Origin of the sequence: Corynebacterium sp. (assembly GCF_030532965.1) — a bacterium.
Lineage (GTDB): Bacteria > Actinomycetota > Actinomycetes > Mycobacteriales > Mycobacteriaceae > Corynebacterium.
Window position 1 is genome coordinate 42,511 of record NZ_JAUNKC010000019.1, and the last position, 17,008, is coordinate 59,518.

Here is a 17,008-nt window from a genome sequence, read left to right on the forward strand (position 1 = left end):
TAAAGTAAACCAGCCACCGGAATTAGCGCGGTACGTGTGTTTCAACGCCGCCACTTCGCTTTAAATTATAGGGGTATCCCCGGATTATGAAAACTACGGGATGAATAGGTCTTGCCAGAATCAGCAGCTAACCCTTTTATCATGATGCTGATAGGTGACTGATCCTGACTTGTAGAAACCCCACTTTTCGTTATTTAGCTGCAGGGATCGCGTTATGTGAATCTTTTTGATCGCCGTTGATGCGGCGTGCATTGGGTTAATTATTCATTGATCCGCACAGTTAATGGGTGTCCTGTTGTGTGTATCCCTCATGGTCCCGTGGCGTAGTTCTATATGGCACGGAATTTTGATATCCGGCTTGGTTTTATCGCTAACTGGCTGGCTGAAACTGGAACTTGGTCTGTAACCAGATAGGGGTTATCCCCGCTAAAGCGTGTAGTGGTTGCCGTGGCTTCCTGTGAATAGCTGGCTAGATCTTGGGTTATCCCGGAAAAGGCGGTATCGTGGATCAAAGCCTGATTCACTTTCAAAAGTGCATGTAAAAACCAAGAAATTATGAGGTTTCATTTTTAATGAACGTGAATAATACGCTAGCGGCCTTTTCGGATTACGCATTCTTCAGTGCGTTCATCATTTACTCCTTGGCGCTGGCGCTTTCCATTATGTTCTACATCAAGCGCCAAGGGCTCATTGATTTGGAACGCGAAAAAGAACACGTCGCCGCGGAACAATTGGTTGCGGTAGGGGCGGGGGCCGAGGTTCCCGAAAAAGTGGATGCGCCTGCTTCGGTGGGGGCGTCGACAAGCGAGGCGGAGCTGGATGCCCGCATTGCCGATAAGCATGCGGCGGCGGAGAAATTCGCAGGCATGACGCAGTCGGTGGTGTGGCTTGGCATCATCATCCATGTTGCTTCGGTGGTGTTGCGTGGGCTGTCGGCGGGCCGGTTCCCGTTTGGCAATCTGTATGAGTACATCACGGAAATCTGCATGTTCACCATGATTGTTGCGGCGTTTTACCTGCAGCGTAGGGAGCTGCGGGTGCTGTGGCCGTGGGTGCTGTCGCCGATTTTGGCGTTGTTGTTCTTCGGCGGCACGAAGCTCTATGTGGATTCGGCGCCGGTTGTTCCTGCGCTGCAGTCCTATTGGCGGGCTATCCACGTGAGCTCGGTGTCGGTTGGGGCGTCGATCGGCATGATTTCGGGCGTGGCATCCCTGCTGTACTTGCTGCGGATGTGGCAGCCGGTGGGCAAAGAATCGGGGTTCTTCGGCAAGGTGGCTAAGCCGCTGCCGTCGGCAAAGGTGCTTGATGGCATTGCGTATCGCACGGCGATTATTACAGTTCCGCTGTTTGGTTTGGGAATCGTTTTGGGTGCGATCTGGGCGGAAGCCGCGTGGGGCCGGTTCTGGGGCTGGGATCCGAAGGAAACGGTGTCGTTTATCACCTGGATTTTGTACGCTATTTATCTTCATGCCCGCGCGACGGCGGGGTGGCGTAATGCGAAAGCGGCGTGGGTGAATATCTTGGCGCTTGCCACCATGATCTTCAATTTGTTCTTTATCAACCTGGTGGTTTCCGGCCTGCATTCCTATGCCGGTTTGAACTAACGGTTACGTTTTTACCGCGCGGGTGCGTGCTGTTGTCGCTTTACAGGGAGGCGATGAGGGCGTGCACCCGCGCGAATTCTTTAGGGACGATTGCGTAATACGCCCATTTGCCTTGTTTGCGGCGTTGTACCAGGTTGACGTCCACGAGTTTTTTCATGTGGTGGGTGACGGTTGGTGCCGAAACATTCAGTGCGCTTGAGAGGTCGATGGCGCAGATTTCTCGCTCCGTGTTGTGGGCGATGATGTAGAGGATCTGTAACCGGGTGGCGTCGGCAAGTACTTTGAAAAGCTGCGCCGCGCGTTGAGAATCAACCAGCTCAGCGGAAGAAAGAGCTGGTTGCTTGCTGGGCGGCAGGTTCACAGCTGGTGTCGAACGCATGCCTCCAACTATATAGGCAAGCGTAAGCTAAGTAAACTCTTGTCTGATGTTTTATTCGGGGTTGTCTTTTTACGCTTCAGCTTGTCGACGTCGGCGGCTCTTCCGGTGATTCGGGTTCGTCGCCACCTTCCGGTTTCTTCTCGTAGCGTTGCTGCGCCCGCTTAATCCGTTCCTCTTCCTGCCGAAAAGCTTCCTCCTGTGCGCGGCGTTGTTTGAATTGTTTCTTTTCCAACTCCCACAGGAAATTCTCGTCGTCGTCCGGCCCCTTGATCATTTGTGGCGGTTGGTTCGCACGGTTTATATTGCGGTTCCATGTGTGGGGCCCGAATGCCCGCCACACAATATATGCTGCGAGAATTAGTAAAAGAAGAAGGATCAATCGTCCCACGTCGACCAAATACTCCTTGTCTGTGCAACTGTCGGTTCATCATCAAGTGACTAGGTTGGTTTAAGTCTAGAGACAATCTAACCCATTGGGGCAACCTTGGCGCCAGGCTGGGGAAAACTAGCTCAAATTGTGACAGTCGATTAGGGTCAAAGGTGTGTCTGACGAACAACAACTTCCAGAAGTGCCGGAAGAAGCGGTCACGCAACCGCCACAACGCAATCCGGAGCTAGCTAAACAAGCACGCACCAGCGTCCTGCTGTACGGGGCGGCCCGGTTGGGGTTGTTTATTGCGTTGACTGTGTGTATCCAACTTCTTGCCTTGGCTATCGGCGCGCCGGTGCCTATCTATATTTCTGCGATGTTGGCGCTTATCGTCGCCTTGCCGCTATCGGTTTTCGTATTCAAATCCCTGCGTATTCGCGCCACCGAGGCGGTTGCCGATTGGGATACACAACGCAAAGCATATAAGCAGTGGGTCAAGTCGGAATTATCATCCCGCTAACGCACCAATCCCCAGCGCCACGGCGGTGATGATCGACCATACCGCCATCGCCCGCCCGGTGGTTCCCAGCACCGGAATCAAATCGCGCCCCAGCGCACCGTGGCGCACTGGCCTGGACGCAATCCATTGGATCGGTGCGATCAAAAGCCCCGCCAGGGCATAGGGGGTGGTAGCGGCAAGACATAGGCTGACCCACAGCGGGGTAGCGGCCAGAATCAGGTAGAGCCGCCGGGTCCAACCATCACCCAGCCGTACCGCCAAGGTGATCTTGCCGGCGACGGAGTCGGTGGGAATATCGCGGAGGTTATTGACCAAATTGACGCTGGCAGACAGCGCACCGATCGCGATGGCGCACAGGAGACCCACCCAGGTGATTTCCCCAGCCTGGGTGAATTGCGTGCCGAGCACGGCGACCAGGCCGAAGAAGATAAAGATCGCGATTTCCCCGAGTCCGTGGTAGCCGTATGGGCGGCTGCCCCCGGTATAAAACCACGCCGCAGCGATACATAAGGCACCAAGAGCCACCAACCACCACGACGACACCGCGGCTAGGGCAAAACCCACGACGGCGGCCAAGGCAAAAAACCCAAACGCCGCGTATTTCACGTGTTGTGGTTGGGCTATCCCGGAACCCACCAGTCGCAGCGGGCCGCTGCGGCTATCGTCGGTGCCCCGAATGCCGTCGGAATAATCGTTGGCGTAATTGACCCCACAAATCAGCGCCCAGCTCACAACGGCTGCGGCCAGCGCCCGCCACAGGTTGGCGCCACCAGCGTGGGCGGCGGCACCGGTGCCCACGATGACGGGGGCGAAAGCATTGGCCCAGGTGTGGGGGCGGGCACCTTCTAACCAATGGGCGAAGGTCGGTTTCGGGGTCACAGAGTCATTCGGCACAGCCTATATTGTTCTGCCGGAATGGAAGAAAACCAAACCGAGTCGGTATTGTTCCATAGAAACCCCGCGCCCTAGCGTGCGTGGAAAATCTCCGCGACTTTCAGCCTATCGACTTTCCCCGGCCCGATGAGCGGAAGTTCCGGTACTCGCTTGAGTTGTTTTGGTAGCTGCCACCGGGGAAGTTCGTCAAGGGCGGCGATGATGTCGTGCGGGGATGTGGTGCCGACATAGGCGGCGACTATGGCCTGACCAAGCCGGGCATCCGGCATACCGACGACGCAGACGTTTTCCACCCCGGGTACGTCTAAGAGGGTTTGTTCGAGCACTTCTGGGTGTATTTTTAACCCGCCGGAGTCAATGATCGTGTCGATCCGGCCGGTGACGGTGAGTAACCCGTCGTCGATGTATCCGGTGTCTGAGGTGAGATAAAACCCAGGACGCGAAAAGGCTTCGTGCTCGGGGAAATTCCGGTACCCCGCCGCCACCATGGGCCCGGCAATGAGGATACGTTCGTCCTCGACGCGGACAGTGACCCCGGCTAGCGGACGGCCGTTATAGACGCAGCCGCCAGCTGTTTCGGAAGAACCGTAGGTGGAAACCACCGAGATTCCCAATTCCCGCGCGGCACGGCGATCGTCACTGCGCAGTGGGCCGCCGCCGACCAGTATGGCGTCGAAAAGCCGCAGCGCCTCGATCCCCTGCAACGTGTCCATGCCCTTGAGCAACTGCAATGGGGTGAGCGAGGTGTAACAGCGCGACGATTCGGCGCGAAGCGTCGTTGCCGCCTGGGCGAAATCGTTGATGTCAAAGCCCCGGGAGACATCGATGACCATCGGGTCGATTCCCGCGACCAGGCTGCGCACCAGCACTTGAATGCCCGCAATATGGTGGGCGGGCAACGCCAACAGCCACGCGCCAGCCCCGCCCAGAAAGTGATGGGTAGCATCGGCGGAAGCCACCAGATTCGCCGGGGTTAACTGGGCGCCTTTTGGGGTTCCGGTGGAACCGGAGGTAGCGACCACTACCGCAATATCCGGGCTGATCTCCTCACCCGCCCGCATGTGGTTATGCAAGATGCGGGCGCGGGTCGGATCGTCGGCAGGCACCGGCAATAACGTGCGTTGCGAGGCGATGGATTCTTCCAAGGCATCAAGAAACGGATACGGGTTTGCCGCCGCGACGGGGAAGGGTTCAAGCAGACGAAGCGCCATAGCCCATTAGTGTATCGTTTACCGGGCGTTTTGCTTATCGACGCCCACCTGTGGGTACCCCAGATCGGTGACCCGTGAGCAGCAGCCTAGTAGTAGTAAGGAAACTGGGACCAGTCGGGATCGCGTTTTTCCAGGAAGGAATTCTTCCCCTCCACCGCCTCATCGGTCATATACGCCAAGCGAGTAGCCTCGCCCGCGAAAACCTGCTGACCCATCAACCCATCGTCGGTGAGATTAAACGCGAACTTCAACATCCGCTGCGCGGTCGGGGATTTGCCGTTGATCTCCCGCGCTACCTGGATGGCTTCGTCTTCCAGATCGCCGTGATCGGCGACGATATTGACCGCGCCCATCCGCTGCATCGTCTCGGCATCATAGGTGCGGCCCAGGAAGAAAATCTCCCGGGCGAATTTCTGGCCCACCATCTTTGCCAGGTACGCCGAACCGTAGCCCGCGTCAAAAGAACCGACATCAGCATCGGTTTGCTTAAACCGCGCCTCCTGGAGGGACGCAATGGTCATGTCGCACACCACGTGCAAGGAATGCCCGCCACCGGCGGCCCAACCATTCACAACGGCGATGACCACCTTGGGCATGGTGCGAATCAGCCGCTGCACTTCCAAAATATGCAGCCGCCCACCTTCGGCCTTGGTGCGCACTTCGTCAACGGTATCGGCGGTTTCGCCATCCGCGTAGCGGTAGCCCGACCGGCCCCGGATTCGTTGATCCCCGCCGGAACAAAACGCCCAGCCGCCATCTTTTTCGGCGGGCCCATTGCCGGTGATAAGCACGGTGCCAACATCCGGGGTGCACCGGGCGTGGTCAAGGGCGCGGTAAAGCTCATCCACGGTGTGCGGCCGGAAGGCGTTACGCACCTCTGGGCGGTTAAAGGCGATGCGAACGATGCCGTTTTCCCGGCCCGCGCCCACGTGGCGGTGATACGTAATGTCGGTGAGGTCTTCGAATCCGGTAACCGTGCGCCAAAGCTCGGGTTTAAACGGATTTACGGTGCTGTAGGTGCGGGTAGGTTCTGTACTCATAATGGTTACTTAGTGTACTGCGCGGTGGCTGTGATGTGGCGGCGAAGGGGCAACGAGGGTGGGTGGCGAGGCGGGCAGGTGGCTGGCGAATAGCCAGGGCGTTGGGCTGGAATGTTTGGCTGTTTACTGGCGGTTTATTAGCAATATCACGGTCGGGGGTGGTCGATTTCTTCTATAGTTAGGTAGATGAACATTCCACCGCTTGCCGATATTCAAGAACAAGCCCACGTTGTGAGTTTGCCGCTGCGCGTTCGATTCCGGGGGGTGCGGGAACGCGAAGCGTTGGTGTTTAACGGACCGTGTGGCTGGGGCGAATTCTCGCCGTTCTTGGAATACGATGCGGTAGAAGCCGCCACTTGGCTGCGCTGCGGATTGGAAATGGCGTATGCGGGGCCACCGCCAGCAGTGCGGGAGCAGATTGAGGTTAACGCAACCGTCCCTGCGGTCAAGCCGTGGCAAGTTGATGAGGTGCTAGCCCACTACCCGGGGTGCACCACGGTGAAAGTGAAAGTGGCGGAACCCGGCCAGCAATTGATCGACGATATAGCCCGGGTCGAGGCTATCCGGGCGTATCTGCCAGGGGCGAAGATTCGGGTGGATGCGAACAAGGGGTGGAGCGTCGACGAAGCCTTGGCCGCAGCCGAAGCCCTGGGACCATTGGACTACATGGAACAGCCCTGCGCGACGGTGGCGGAACTTGCGGAACTGCGCACCAAACTGGTGCGGGCGGGCTTATTCGTGCGGGTGGCCGCCGATGAGTCGATTCGCCGGGCGGAAGATCCGTTTGCGGTTGCCAATCACGGGGCCGCCGACGTTGCGGTGGTGAAAGCCGCGCCGTTGGGTGGGCCGTCGAAGGTTCTGGAAGTTGCGCAATTCATGCGGTCAAAAGGCCTGGATATCACGGTCTCCAGTGCGCTGGAAACCGGGGTGGGGATGAACGCCGGATTGGCTGCGGTGGCGGCGTTGCCTGCACATGTCGATGATGAAGATTTAGATGTCCCGCCCGCCCCGGCAGGTTTGGCGACGCAGCGACTTTTCGTGGCGGATATTACGCCGCAACGCAAGCTTATCGACGGTCACCTGAGCACCGAACCGCTAGCCCCTGATATGGACAGGTTGGCGGAATTCGCCGCCGAGCCTGCGCGCCGGGATCATTGGCTGGCGCGGTTGGCTGATGCCTGGGAGGTACTAAACAGTAACCGGGACGCGGCTGAGCATCAGGGATAAAACAAAAACGCGAAGCACTCCTTAAAAAATCCCATCGTGGGGGGAGTACTTCACGTTGATTGCGGCGGATTTCCGAAGATCCGTTGCCAGAATTTCCGCTGAGAATGATCGCCGGGATCAAGTTCTTCCGCCGCCGTATCGGCATCGGTGGCGGGTGCGGAACCATCATCTGGCTCGACAGCCGTAACCGGCGGCAAAATATCGCCGGTACTTGTCTGCGGAGCCAGGGTTACCCCAGCGGCAACGGTGGGTTCCGGAGTTTCGCTGGGGGATTCGGTTGGTGCCGAGGGGGATTCTTCTATCGGTGCGGAAGGGCTTTCCTCGGTAACCTCGTTGGGGGGTTCTGCCCGTTCCGTTGAAGTTCAGGCCAGATTGTACTTGTTGACGTTGGCGTTAACGGTGGTCCGCAGCAGTGCAAGATTAGTCTGACCTGCCTGGACTGCAACGTAGACGAAAAGGTCGTCGTTGATCAGGCGGATAAGGTGCAGCTGATCGGTAAGGGTAAGCAGCATATCCTGTAGCGAGGACTGGATGCCAAGCGCCTGGATGGTCTTATTCTTAGCTTTCACCATCTCGCTGTTGTAGGCGGCAGCAACGTCGAGATCGAAGTTGGCCAACCGGGAGGTAGAAGCCAGAGACATGCCGGTGGCGAGGTCGACAACGGATGCGCCGATGAAGCCGTCGATGTCTTCTGCGAGATTATTCAGAAAGTTGTTTAGATGCTCTTGCTGGGACATATTAGCCAGTTCCTATTCCAATTCAATGCTATTTCACGGCCGATTGTTTTACATTTAAGTAAGCCGTTACGGCCGTCGGGTTAACCCGACCAATTATCAGATTAGACAACTAAGTCCTTTTAATCAATACTTAAGTCATTGGCTTAAATCAATTTTCCTTTAGGAATATCATTAAGAGCATGCTTCCAAATACCTATCGTAAACGACGCCACGGCAAGATCGAAGAATTAGATGTTGTTGATCTTGATCCATATCACTGCATTCCGCAGGATGCGATCATTGGTTCCCCCACCACCACTGAGGTGATCTTCGTGGGGCCAGTCGGGGTGGGTAAAACTACCTCGGTGGAAACCCTGTCGACCGTGCTTCCTATCACCACTGAGGCGAAGGCTGCGGCCGAAGGTGAATTCGTCTCGCGGTGGAAAACTACCACTACAGTGGGCATTGACTACGGGATTTGGAAGCCGGATGAGAAGACGGAAATTGGTTTGTTTGGCACCGCCGGGCAGGATCGGTTTGAGTCGACTCGGGTGGCGTTGAAAAACCCAGAAGCCGGGGTTGTGTTGTGGCTCTACGGCGATGAGTCGTTGTTGGAGGAACAGCTCGAGCAGTGGTTGCCTGCGGTCGGTAATGCTCTTAAGCGGGGTCGGCTGTGTATTGCGCTGAATTTCCTGGAAGGGGACGCGGGCGCAGTTATGGCCAAAACCAAATCTTTACTGACGGAATTATTAGCCAAGGCTGATAATGGATTAGGAGATGGCTCCAGTTCCACCCCCATAGAGGGGGCGGTTCCTGGAATTTTCACCGGTGCTCCTATTCTTCCTGTAGTACCTGTTGTTACGGCAGACCCACGTAGAAAAGATGATGTAGCCCGCGTTGTCGAGCTGGCGATCAGGAGTAGCTAATGACTGACGAGATTCTTGCACGACACCGCCGCGTGCGTGGCCGCGATTTTGGCACCAACGATATTGCGGCGGCAGCGTTGCCGTTGTTGTCTCGGTTGCGCAACCAATATCCCGGGATTTACTCCATCATTTTGGGTACCGGTGATGGTATCCACGTGTGTTCCATCGGCTTTAATTCCACCGACGATGCTTCCCGCATGGCCGCGTTGAACTCCTCTATGTTGGCAGTTTCTTTGGCGCAGGCGCAGGTCATCGACCCGTTGAAGAGTGAACTGCGGGAAACCGTTGTTGCTGTGGAACTGCCCGATAACGAGTTTTTGGGCATGGCTCGGATTGAGCACCCGCCGGTCGGGCATTTGGTGTTGGGGCTTTTTGCCCGCAACACGCAATTGGGTATGGCGGTGCACCAGGCGCAGGCTATTGCGAAGGCATTGCACGATTGGTTGGAAGAGGTTTAAAGGCCTCAACTTTGGTTGCCGTCAGTGGTGGGGTGTGTCCACGCTGGCGGCTTTTGTTGTGCGCAACGGCGCGTTTCGCGGGAACCGGGGTGGGTGATTGTGGCGAGTTTTTGCGGTGGATTGGGGTGGCGAGCCTCCGCAATATCACTCATGATACTTTAAGGTTTTTGCTGGGAAACGGGGCTTTTTGGGTGTGCTGTTTGGGTATTTGGAGGTTTATCTTCATTAAAAACGCATTGTAAAACCGATTCAAAATGAATTACATTCATGTAATTATGTCGCACTTTTGCAGCATTTAGGATTGGTATTAAATTGCGTAATTGTGATAAATCTTTCAGTAAATATTCCTATATAGATAATTCTGAATCGGTTAATTACGCGCCTTAATTTCGCAAACATCAAATTCGCTAATATTCTATTGCGTTTATTTCTCCCTAAGGCGGTTTTCGCCGGTTTGTCATGCTCATCACAGGGAAATTGCCCTCGAACGCGGTGGCCGGAGCCGTAGGTTGAGTTCCGGTTTGCGGGTGCCCCGCCGGGTACGACTTCGCCTAGCCGCATGCGGTGCCGAAATATCTGTGTCGCGGTTCCGGCTGACTCTATATCGACGTGTCGGCTGAATCCTCGAATGAGCTGTCATAACGGCGGGGCTGACTGTATAAATGTGTCCCAGTTTGTGCCAGCGGTTAATGTTATTGCTATCGCTTCCGGCGCGGGTTTAGCTGGCGGACAGATCGTTTTTGCTGGTAAGCCCTCAAAATTAGCCCAGTCGGGCACGCCGACTGGAATTGTTAGTGACACTAGAATTGTAAATCATGACCTTTGCTCAAAATTCGGCTGCGGCTTTGGCCGTGGCCTTAGCTGAAGAATTAGCCCGGCATATCACCGATGTTGTTATTTGCCCCGGTTCGCGAAATTCGCCGTTGTCCTTGGCGCTGATCGCCCGCCCCGATATCAAGGTGCATAGCCGGATCGATGAACGCTCGGCAGCCTTCGCGGCCTTGGGTATGGCGCGGGTGAGCGGTCGGCATGTGGGCGTGGTTACTACCTCCGGCACGGCGGTGGCGAATTGCCTGCCGGCGGTGACGGAGGCGCGGTATGCGCATGTTCCGTTGGCGATCATTTCGGCGGATCGGCCTGCGGATTTGGTGGGCACGGGCGCGAATCAGACAATCGAGCAGCGCGGATTGCTGACGGTTCCTACCATTGATATTGCTACCGTCGTGGACCTTTCGGCGCTTGTCGACGCCTTCACGACCCCGGTGGTTCATGTGAACGCACGGTTCGCCGAGCCGTTGGTGGCGGGGCTTCCGCCGGTACCGGAGCCGGTTCAGCGCGACGCTCAGCTCCCGCCAGTCAACCTGGTGGACCACGGGGTGGTGGATATCGATTTGGGTGTGCGTACCTTGGTCATCGCTGGTGATGAGGCCTGGGCGGTTCCTGGGTTAGAGGACGTTCCGACCATCGCTGAGCCGTCTGCGCCCACCCCCTACTATCCGGTGCATCCGTTAGCGGCCCCAGTGTTTGCTAAAACGCAGGTCTCGGGCGCGGGTTTCGTGGTGGATACCAAGGTGGAGCAGGTGATCGTAGTTGGGCACCCGACGTTGCACCGGGATGTGATGAAACTGGTGGCCGATCCGGATGTGTCGGTGGTGGTGGTGACCCGGACGGAAACTGTTACCAACCCGTTCCATAAGCAGGTCCGGGTTGGCAGCCGGGTCAAGACTACGGGGCAACCCACTTCGGAATGGCTCAAGATCTGTACGGCGGCCTCCGATATGGCGGCGGCTACGGTTCGGGAAGTTCTCGCCGACCCGGAATTCGGGTTTACCGGCCTGCATGTGGCTGCGGCGGTGGCGGATACGTTAGGCACCGGCGATGCGTTGTTTATCGGACCGTCGAATCCGGTGAGGGATTGCTCGTTGGTGGGGTTGCCGTTCGACGGGGTGGATACGGTCACGCCGCGTGGGGTGGCTGGAATTGACGGCAATATCTCCCAAGCGATCGGGGTGGCGTTGGCAACCCAAGCGGCCTATCCAGATCAGGTGCGTGCGCCGCGCACGGTGGCGCTTATGGGTGATGTGACCTTCATACACGATATTGGTGGGTTGGTGTCGTTGCTGGATTCGCCGCAGCCGGAAAACCTCACCATCGTGGTGGCCAACGATAACGGTGGCGGCATTTTTGAAACGCTGGAGATCGGTGCCGCCGAGTACAAGCCGAGCTTTGAGCAGGCGTTTGGCACGCCTCATGCTGTGGACATCGAATCGGTGTGTGCGGGATTCGGGCACGAGTACCGCCGGGCGGAGACGTTGCCCGAACTGGTGGACGCGTTGTTGGATACTATCGATTCTGGTGGGTTTACTGTCATTGAGGCGGTAACCAACCGGGATACCCGACGCCAACTACACGAGGCATTGAAAGCGAAGAACGCCATTTAAACCATGTCCACGATGATCCAACGCATCCCGATTTACAGCGCCGACCGCATGAAGCGGCGCGTGGCGCAGGCGGTGATTCTGCTCTACGTCACCGCCATGCTGGGCAGCGGCGCCATGTTGGCCGGTGCCGGGCTTAACGATTATCTGATCGATAAAGACCCCGGCCGGGCGTTGGCGCGGGTGACATCAGTGACGAAAATCAAGGCCATCGTGGAATTTCAAGACGACCAAGGTCGGGTACATTCCCCGGAATCTGGCTTGTTGTATCCCACCGGGTTGGGGGCGGGGCAACGGGTGTGGGTGACATATGCTCGTTCTAATCCGAACCTGGTCAAGGTGCAGGGCCGGGAGTGGACGCTTGCGATCATTCCGACGTTATCGGTGGTTGCGGTGATCAATCTGGTGGCTGCCATCGGAGTCTTTTTGGTGCGCCGGATTAAGCCCCAGCCGAAGGCCCCGCGTACTCGCACGATTACCATTGCGCCCCGAAACCGAACGTAATCACGATGCGGATAGCTATCGTTGCGGAGTCGTTTGAACCGCAGGTCAATGGGGTGAGCAATTCGGTTGCGCGATTGCTGGAATTTTGCCGCGCGCACGGCCACGATGTTGTGGTCATTGCCCCTGGTTATTCGTCTTCGGACAGCAATAGTGTCTATGGTTTCCCGGTGATTCGGCTCCGATCCATCCGGATTCCGGGAATCGCATCGTTTCGGGTGGGAATCCCCACAACTGCTATCTATACCGCCATCGACCAGTTTCAGCCGGATGTGGTCTACTGCGCCAGCCCGTTTGTCGTGGGCGCGGCGGGAGTAGCGGCTGCCCGGTCGCTGCGCATTCCGTGCGTCGCGGCGTTTCAAACCGACGTGGCGGGTTTCGCTACCACGTACCGTCTGGGCGCTATGGTGCCGATCGTCTGGTGGTGGATTCGGATGATCCATAATGCGGCTGATTGCACCGTCGCCCCGTCGACCGCAAGTATCGCGGCCTTAACACACCACAACATCACCAATGTGCGGCAGTGGGGGCGGGGTGTGGATACGGAACTATTCCGGCCAGCCAATCGGCAGGAAACGCAGCGCCGCGCCTGGGGTGCACCGGACAAGACGATCGTCGGATACGTCGGCAGGCTAGCGAAAGAAAAGAACCTACACCGGCTGGTCGCAGTAGATTCTGACCCACAAATGCAAGTGGTGATCGTTGGCGACGGCCCGATGCGTGAGCGCCTGCGGCAACTGCTGCCGCAGGCGGTGTTTACCGGAACCCTCCGCGGGGAGGAATTAGCGCGCGCCTACGCCAGCTTCGATGTGTTCGTCCACCCCGGCGAACACGAGACCTTCGGCCAAACCATCCAAGAGGCCCTGGCCTCGGGGGTACCGGTGATTGCCACGTCGGCAGGCGGGCCGGTGGACCTTATCAGGACTAACGAAACCGGCATTCTTATTGACCCCAAAGAATTTGGCAATCAGATCATTACCACGATCAATAATCTCCGGGATAACCCCAGCTATCCGGACATCTGCGCGGCCGCGCGGGCAAGCGTCCTGAACAATGGTTGGGACAGGCTGTGCGGGGAATTATTGACGCAGTGCGACCAGGTAGTTGCGGCGCGGGCGGCACTGAATGCCATCGGCTAGCCCGAAGCGGGAACTAACTCGAACAATAAAACTGCGGTTAGACTGTTGCCTGTGGCTAAGGCATCAATGGAGAAAAACCCGCACGACGTTGCCCGCATGTTCGACTCTGTGGGCGCAAAATACGACATCACCAATACGATCTTGAGCTTCGGCCAAGATCGTATGTGGCGCAAACGCACCCGGGAACGGCTGAACCTGCAGCCAGGCGATAAAGTCCTCGACTTAGCCGCAGGCACCGCCGTATCGACGGTGGAGCTGGCAACCTCCGGCGCGTGGTGCGTGGCCTGTGATTTCTCCCTCGGTATGTTGGCCGCCGGGCGGGAACGAGACGTCCCTAAAGTCTGCGGCGACGGCATGCAATTACCGTTCGCCGATAACACGTTTGACGCGGTGACCATTTCCTATGGGCTGCGAAATATCCACGACTGCGCCGCCGGGTTGCGGGAAATGGCGCGGGTGACCAAGCCGGGGGGTCGGCTGACTGTCGCGGAGTTTTCCACCCCAGTCATTCCGGTGTTTCGCACCATTTACATGGAATACCTCATGCGGGCGCTCCCGGCGATCGCCAAGGTGGTGTCCTCCAACCCCGAAAGCTACGAATACTTAGCGGATACGATTCGCGCCTGGCCGAACCAGGAATCCCTGGCACGTATCATCAACGACAACGGTTGGCAGGAGTGCGGTTGGCAAAACCTATCCGGTGGCATCGTGGCGCTGCATTCCGCCACGAAACCGCGCTAAGAAACACCCCACAGCGGCGCGGAATCGCTGCGGTGCGCCAAAGACTCACCGGTTCTGCGCCACAACCATGCAATAAGATCCCGGTCGGCATCAGTGACCAGATTGCCCATCAGCCGCGCCGCCGCAGGCATCACCACCGCGCCGAAGGGCTTACGCAGCCCCAGCGGCCCGAGCGTCGCTAAAAACTTCGGGTAGGTCAATAACCGGCCAGCGGTACGCGCCAACACGAACGCGGCACCGTAGTGGTGGCGTAACGTCGCAGGCCATAGCAAACTGTAGTCCTTGCTCTCCGCGAGCTTTTCGACGGCCAACTGCGCCGTCTCCAGCGCGTAGTCAATGCCCTCACCGTTTAACGGGTTCACACACGCAGCCGCATCCCCAATGAGCATCCAATTTTTACCTGCGACATTGCTAACCGAACCACCCATCGGCAGCAGCGCCGACGTGACTTTCTCCGGCTGGCCAAAGTCCCAGTCGTTACGTGTCATCGCCGCGTAATGGTGCAGTAGCTTCTTGGTATTAATCTTCGCGGGCCGAGCGGTGGTGCTCAACGCCCCACAACCGACATTCGCAGTGCCGTTTCCCAGCGGGAAAATCCAGCCGTACCCAGGCTGAATAACCCCCGACTCGTCGCGCAGCTCCAGGTGGGAATGAATCCACGGCTCCGTCGACAGCGGGGTGGCGCAATACGACCGCGCGGCAATGCCATAGACCTGTTCCTTATGCCAGACCCGACCCAATAACTTGCCAAAGGTGGATCGAACTCCATCGGCGACGATCACGTGCTTCGGGTGCAGGCGGGTGCCGTCGTCAAGCACAACGGTGCTGATACCGCCATCGGAAAACTCCACCCCAGAAGCCGCAGCGTGATGCAACCGCACCGACTCGTTGCCCAACGCGTGGTTGAGCAACAACGCATCGAACTCCGTGCGCGGCATGGCCGAACCAACCGCGCCAAACGCGGTATCTGGCCACGGCGCGGTGACGCTGCCGCCGAAACCATGCAGCTTCAAACCCCGCGACTGGTAACGGTTGGTGATCGCCTCGGCCAACCCCAACGACCGCAATTGGGCAATCGCCCGCGGTGTCAGCCCATCGCCGCACGTTTTATCCCGGGGAAACCGCTGGCCATCTACGATTACCGTGTCCAGGCCGCGCCGGGCGGCGTAGTAAGCGGCGGCGGAACCGGCGGGCCCGGCACCGACGATGAGTACTTCCACCTGCTCCCCGTCGGTAACGGTGGGGGCGGTTAAGGGGTCGAAAGATTCGGTCACGTCCACCATTGTTGCAAGCAAATAGTCAGACATGCCAACCTTGGGGTGTATGTCCGGACAACTTTGGACTACGGTTAAGTGGTTAGTTAGAAAAATGCACTCCATAAACTGCCTTGTGCGGCGGTGGCTGGATTCGCGCTCGGCCTTAATGTAGTAAAGGTAGATTCAGCATGAGTAACCGTGCCGAACTTCGCCAGAACACTGGTGATTCCGCTATCGGTACCCGCGTCGACCTCGGCGACGAAGCCCTCAATGACCAAGTTTTGAGCGGCATGAGCCGAGTAGAAACGCTATTGCGTGACGAACTCAGCAAAAGTGCAGATTTCCTCAGCGAAAAAGTAATGCATCTGACTGCGGCGGGCGGCAAACGGTTCCGCCCCATGTTCGCGTTATTGGCTTCCAATTACGGCCCGAACCCCATGTGTGACGACGTAATTAAAGCCGCAGTGATTATCGAAATGACCCACCTAGCTACCCTGTACCACGACGACGTGATGGACGAAGCTGAAATGCGGCGCGGCGTCCCGTCGGCGAATGCCAGGTGGGATAACTCTGTAGCGATTCTCGCGGGCGATATCTTGCTCGCCCATGCGTCCCGCATCATGAGCGAATTAGGGGTGGAGACCGTCGCGCACTTTGCGGACACTTTTGGGGAATTAGTCACCGGGCAAATGCGTGAAACCATCGGGCCGGGTGAAACCGACCCAATTACCCATTACATGAAGGTGATTGACGAAAAGACCGGCGTGCTCATTGCATCGGCGGGCTACCTGGGCAGCATGCATTCCGGCGCGACCGAGGAAATCCGAACTGCGCTGCGGGATTTCGGCGCCGCCATCGGCATGGTCTTTCAGATCGTCGACGACATCATCGACATCTTCTCCGAATCCACCGATTCCGGTAAAACCCCGGGCACCGACCTGCGCGAAGGGGTATTCACGCTGCCGGTCCTCTATGCCCTGCAAGAAGATAGCTCAGTGGGGGAGCGGCTGCGGGCGATTCTCACCGGCCCGCTTGACGACGACGCCATCGTCGCCGAAGTACTAGACCTCCTTGCGCAATCCACCGGCCGGGACAAGGCGCTTGCCGATGTGCGGCATTACCTCAGCATTGCGGAAGCCAGCCTGGCGAAACTGCCGGAAAACCCGACCACGCAAGCATTACGTGCTTTAGCTCAATTCACCGTCGCCCGGGTGGGGTAATACCCGGTTAAGGTGGCGATTTGCCAATACGTGGGTAGGTCATAGTAAAGTACTTAGCGCACGCCAGGTTGCCCGAGCGGCCAAAGGGAACGGACTGTAAATCCGTCGGCTCACGCCTACAGAAGTTCGAATCTTCTACCTGGCACAATAAGAACCCCAGCTAACCAGCTGGGGTTCTTGTGTATTTACAGTTCCACTATGAATTTCGGAGGCAGTTATGCACTGTCGTCCCGTGTGGACAGAACCCCAATCACCAGGAGCAATCCAATAATCGTTGGTTGCAGTATCAAGGTGAGAACGCCGGTTGGATTAGTGAGGTTTTCTCACCAGGAAAATGCGTATGAAATGTTGACCTGTGGTTTTGGGGG

The 17,008-nt window shown here is 57.5% G+C and carries 19 protein-coding genes and 1 tRNA gene; 11 read left to right on the plus strand and 9 right to left on the minus strand.

Annotated features, from left to right (window positions below; translation table 11 throughout):
- Positions 1-572 precede the first annotated feature (572 nt).
- On the plus strand, positions 573-1,604 hold the full coding sequence (gene ccsB / locus Q4D85_RS09430; RefSeq protein ID WP_303199953.1) for a c-type cytochrome biogenesis protein CcsB: 1,032 nt from the start codon (positions 573-575) through the stop codon (positions 1,602-1,604).
- Between the two features lie 40 nt (positions 1,605-1,644).
- Here ccsB and Q4D85_RS09435 read toward each other — a convergent pair whose 3' ends face one another.
- Together Q4D85_RS09435 and Q4D85_RS09440 are read right to left on the minus strand one after the other, a co-directional pair.
- On the minus strand, positions 1,645-1,983 hold the full coding sequence (locus Q4D85_RS09435) for a helix-turn-helix transcriptional regulator (protein WP_047261070.1): 339 nt from the start codon (positions 1,981-1,983) through the stop codon (positions 1,645-1,647).
- A 76-nt stretch (positions 1,984-2,059) separates the two neighbouring features.
- Complete coding sequence (locus Q4D85_RS09440; RefSeq protein WP_303199954.1) at positions 2,060-2,371, minus strand: hypothetical protein; 312 nt, start codon at positions 2,369-2,371, stop codon at positions 2,060-2,062.
- A gap of 154 nt (positions 2,372-2,525) precedes the next feature.
- On the opposite strand from Q4D85_RS09440, the gene Q4D85_RS09445 reads away from it, so the two are divergent.
- Entirely contained in the window at positions 2,526-2,873 is a 348-nt protein-coding gene (locus Q4D85_RS09445; RefSeq protein ID WP_303199955.1) for a DUF4229 domain-containing protein, read from the plus strand.
- Here the strand turns inward: Q4D85_RS09445 and Q4D85_RS09450 are convergent.
- The 3 genes from Q4D85_RS09450 to Q4D85_RS09460 all read right to left on the minus strand — a co-directional run bounded on the left by Q4D85_RS09450 (position 2,862) and on the right by Q4D85_RS09460 (position 6,018).
- A complete protein-coding gene (locus Q4D85_RS09450) occupies positions 2,862-3,767 on the minus strand; it encodes a 1,4-dihydroxy-2-naphthoate polyprenyltransferase (RefSeq protein ID WP_303199956.1) in 906 nt (301 codons plus the stop codon). The two genes, Q4D85_RS09445 and Q4D85_RS09450, sit on opposite strands and share 12 nt — an antisense overlap.
- Before the next feature lie 71 nt (positions 3,768-3,838).
- The gene (gene menE, locus Q4D85_RS09455; protein WP_303199957.1) at positions 3,839-4,978 is read right to left on the minus strand and encodes an o-succinylbenzoate--CoA ligase; all 1,140 of its coding nucleotides are present in this window, start codon (positions 4,976-4,978) and stop codon (positions 3,839-3,841) included.
- Between the two features lie 86 nt (positions 4,979-5,064).
- Positions 5,065-6,018, minus strand: coding sequence for a 1,4-dihydroxy-2-naphthoyl-CoA synthase (locus Q4D85_RS09460; protein WP_303199959.1), 954 nt, complete (start codon positions 6,016-6,018; stop codon positions 5,065-5,067).
- A gap of 186 nt (positions 6,019-6,204) precedes the next feature.
- Between Q4D85_RS09460 and Q4D85_RS09465 the strand changes: the two genes are divergently transcribed.
- Positions 6,205-7,245, plus strand: coding sequence for an o-succinylbenzoate synthase (locus Q4D85_RS09465; protein WP_303199960.1), 1,041 nt, complete (start codon positions 6,205-6,207; stop codon positions 7,243-7,245).
- 50 nt (positions 7,246-7,295) lie between these two features.
- Here Q4D85_RS09465 and Q4D85_RS09470 read toward each other — a convergent pair whose 3' ends face one another.
- Both Q4D85_RS09470 and Q4D85_RS09475 read right to left on the minus strand, forming a co-directional pair.
- A complete protein-coding gene (locus Q4D85_RS09470; RefSeq protein ID WP_303199961.1) occupies positions 7,296-7,442 on the minus strand; it encodes a hypothetical protein in 147 nt (48 codons plus the stop codon).
- 165 nt (positions 7,443-7,607) lie between these two features.
- Entirely contained in the window at positions 7,608-7,982 is a 375-nt protein-coding gene (locus tag Q4D85_RS09475) for a hypothetical protein (RefSeq protein WP_303199962.1), read from the minus strand.
- 179 nt (positions 7,983-8,161) lie between these two features.
- Here Q4D85_RS09475 and Q4D85_RS09480 point away from each other — a divergent pair, with 179 nt between their 5' ends.
- Together Q4D85_RS09480 and Q4D85_RS09485 are read left to right on the plus strand one after the other, a co-directional pair.
- Positions 8,162-8,887 (plus strand): hypothetical protein, encoded by a 726-nt coding sequence (locus tag Q4D85_RS09480; RefSeq protein ID WP_303199963.1) that lies wholly within the window; start codon positions 8,162-8,164, stop codon positions 8,885-8,887.
- Complete coding sequence (locus tag Q4D85_RS09485; RefSeq protein WP_047261080.1) at positions 8,887-9,345, plus strand: hypothetical protein; 459 nt, start codon at positions 8,887-8,889, stop codon at positions 9,343-9,345. The genes Q4D85_RS09480 and Q4D85_RS09485 overlap by 1 nt, the downstream gene beginning before the upstream one ends.
- Positions 9,346-9,350: 5 nt before the next feature.
- Here the strand turns inward: Q4D85_RS09485 and Q4D85_RS09490 are convergent, their stop codons facing one another.
- On the minus strand, positions 9,351-9,497 hold the full coding sequence (locus tag Q4D85_RS09490; RefSeq protein ID WP_303199964.1) for a hypothetical protein: 147 nt from the start codon (positions 9,495-9,497) through the stop codon (positions 9,351-9,353).
- 663 nt (positions 9,498-10,160) lie between these two features.
- Between Q4D85_RS09490 and menD the strand changes: the two genes are divergently transcribed.
- Genes menD through Q4D85_RS09510 form a run of 4 tightly spaced genes read left to right on the plus strand, consistent with a single transcriptional unit; the run spans position 10,161 to position 14,164 of the window.
- Positions 10,161-11,786, plus strand: a complete 1,626-nt coding sequence (menD, locus tag Q4D85_RS09495) for a 2-succinyl-5-enolpyruvyl-6-hydroxy-3-cyclohexene-1-carboxylic-acid synthase (protein ID WP_303199966.1) — start codon at positions 10,161-10,163, stop codon at positions 11,784-11,786.
- 12 nt (positions 11,787-11,798) lie between these two features.
- Positions 11,799-12,287: a DUF3592 domain-containing protein gene (locus Q4D85_RS09500; RefSeq protein WP_303199967.1), complete on the plus strand. Its 489-nt coding sequence runs from the start codon at positions 11,799-11,801 to the stop codon at positions 12,285-12,287.
- 5 nt (positions 12,288-12,292) lie between these two features.
- Positions 12,293-13,423: a glycosyltransferase family 1 protein gene (locus Q4D85_RS09505; protein WP_303199968.1), complete on the plus strand. Its 1,131-nt coding sequence runs from the start codon at positions 12,293-12,295 to the stop codon at positions 13,421-13,423.
- Positions 13,424-13,474: 51 nt separating this feature from the next.
- Positions 13,475-14,164 carry a demethylmenaquinone methyltransferase gene (locus Q4D85_RS09510; protein ID WP_303199969.1) on the plus strand — a complete coding sequence of 230 codons (690 nt, stop codon included), beginning with the start codon at positions 13,475-13,477 and terminating at the stop codon, positions 14,162-14,164.
- On the opposite strand, the gene Q4D85_RS09515 is transcribed toward Q4D85_RS09510, so the two are convergent.
- Positions 14,161-15,471 (minus strand): geranylgeranyl reductase family protein, encoded by a 1,311-nt coding sequence (locus tag Q4D85_RS09515; RefSeq protein WP_303199971.1) that lies wholly within the window; start codon positions 15,469-15,471, stop codon positions 14,161-14,163. The genes Q4D85_RS09510 and Q4D85_RS09515 overlap by 4 nt on opposite strands.
- A gap of 137 nt (positions 15,472-15,608) precedes the next feature.
- Here Q4D85_RS09515 and Q4D85_RS09520 point away from each other — a divergent pair, with 137 nt between their 5' ends.
- Together Q4D85_RS09520 and Q4D85_RS09525 are read left to right on the plus strand one after the other, a co-directional pair.
- Positions 15,609-16,640, plus strand: a complete 1,032-nt coding sequence (locus Q4D85_RS09520; protein ID WP_303199973.1) for a polyprenyl synthetase family protein — start codon at positions 15,609-15,611, stop codon at positions 16,638-16,640.
- 62 nt (positions 16,641-16,702) lie between these two features.
- Positions 16,703-16,785 (plus strand) — tRNA-Tyr (locus tag Q4D85_RS09525).
- Positions 16,786-17,008 lie beyond the last annotated feature (223 nt).

Bases quoted from the DNA above. Each gene is read 5' to 3' on its own strand.
- ccsB (WP_303199953.1), top strand. From the start codon at position 573: ATGAACGTGAATAATACGCTAGCGGCCTTTTCGGATTACGCATTCTTC.
- Q4D85_RS09435 (WP_047261070.1), bottom strand. From the start codon at position 1,983: ATGCGTTCGACACCAGCTGTGAACCTGCCGCCCAGCAAGCAACCAGCT.
- menE (WP_303199957.1), bottom strand. From the start codon at position 4,978: ATGGCGCTTCGTCTGCTTGAACCCTTCCCCGTCGCGGCGGCAAACCCG.
- Q4D85_RS09460 (WP_303199959.1), bottom strand. From the start codon at position 6,018: ATGAGTACAGAACCTACCCGCACCTACAGCACCGTAAATCCGTTTAAA.
- Q4D85_RS09465 (WP_303199960.1), top strand. From the start codon at position 6,205: ATGAACATTCCACCGCTTGCCGATATTCAAGAACAAGCCCACGTTGTG.
- Q4D85_RS09475 (WP_303199962.1), bottom strand. From the start codon at position 7,982: ATGTCCCAGCAAGAGCATCTAAACAACTTTCTGAATAATCTCGCAGAA.
- Q4D85_RS09480 (WP_303199963.1), top strand. From the start codon at position 8,162: ATGCTTCCAAATACCTATCGTAAACGACGCCACGGCAAGATCGAAGAA.
- Q4D85_RS09485 (WP_047261080.1), top strand. From the start codon at position 8,887: ATGACTGACGAGATTCTTGCACGACACCGCCGCGTGCGTGGCCGCGAT.
- Q4D85_RS09490 (WP_303199964.1), bottom strand. From the start codon at position 9,497: ATGAGTGATATTGCGGAGGCTCGCCACCCCAATCCACCGCAAAAACTC.
- menD (WP_303199966.1), top strand. From the start codon at position 10,161: ATGACCTTTGCTCAAAATTCGGCTGCGGCTTTGGCCGTGGCCTTAGCT.
- Q4D85_RS09500 (WP_303199967.1), top strand. From the start codon at position 11,799: ATGATCCAACGCATCCCGATTTACAGCGCCGACCGCATGAAGCGGCGC.
- Q4D85_RS09505 (WP_303199968.1), top strand. From the start codon at position 12,293: ATGCGGATAGCTATCGTTGCGGAGTCGTTTGAACCGCAGGTCAATGGG.
- Q4D85_RS09515 (WP_303199971.1), bottom strand. From the start codon at position 15,471: ATGTCTGACTATTTGCTTGCAACAATGGTGGACGTGACCGAATCTTTC.
- Q4D85_RS09520 (WP_303199973.1), top strand. From the start codon at position 15,609: ATGAGTAACCGTGCCGAACTTCGCCAGAACACTGGTGATTCCGCTATC.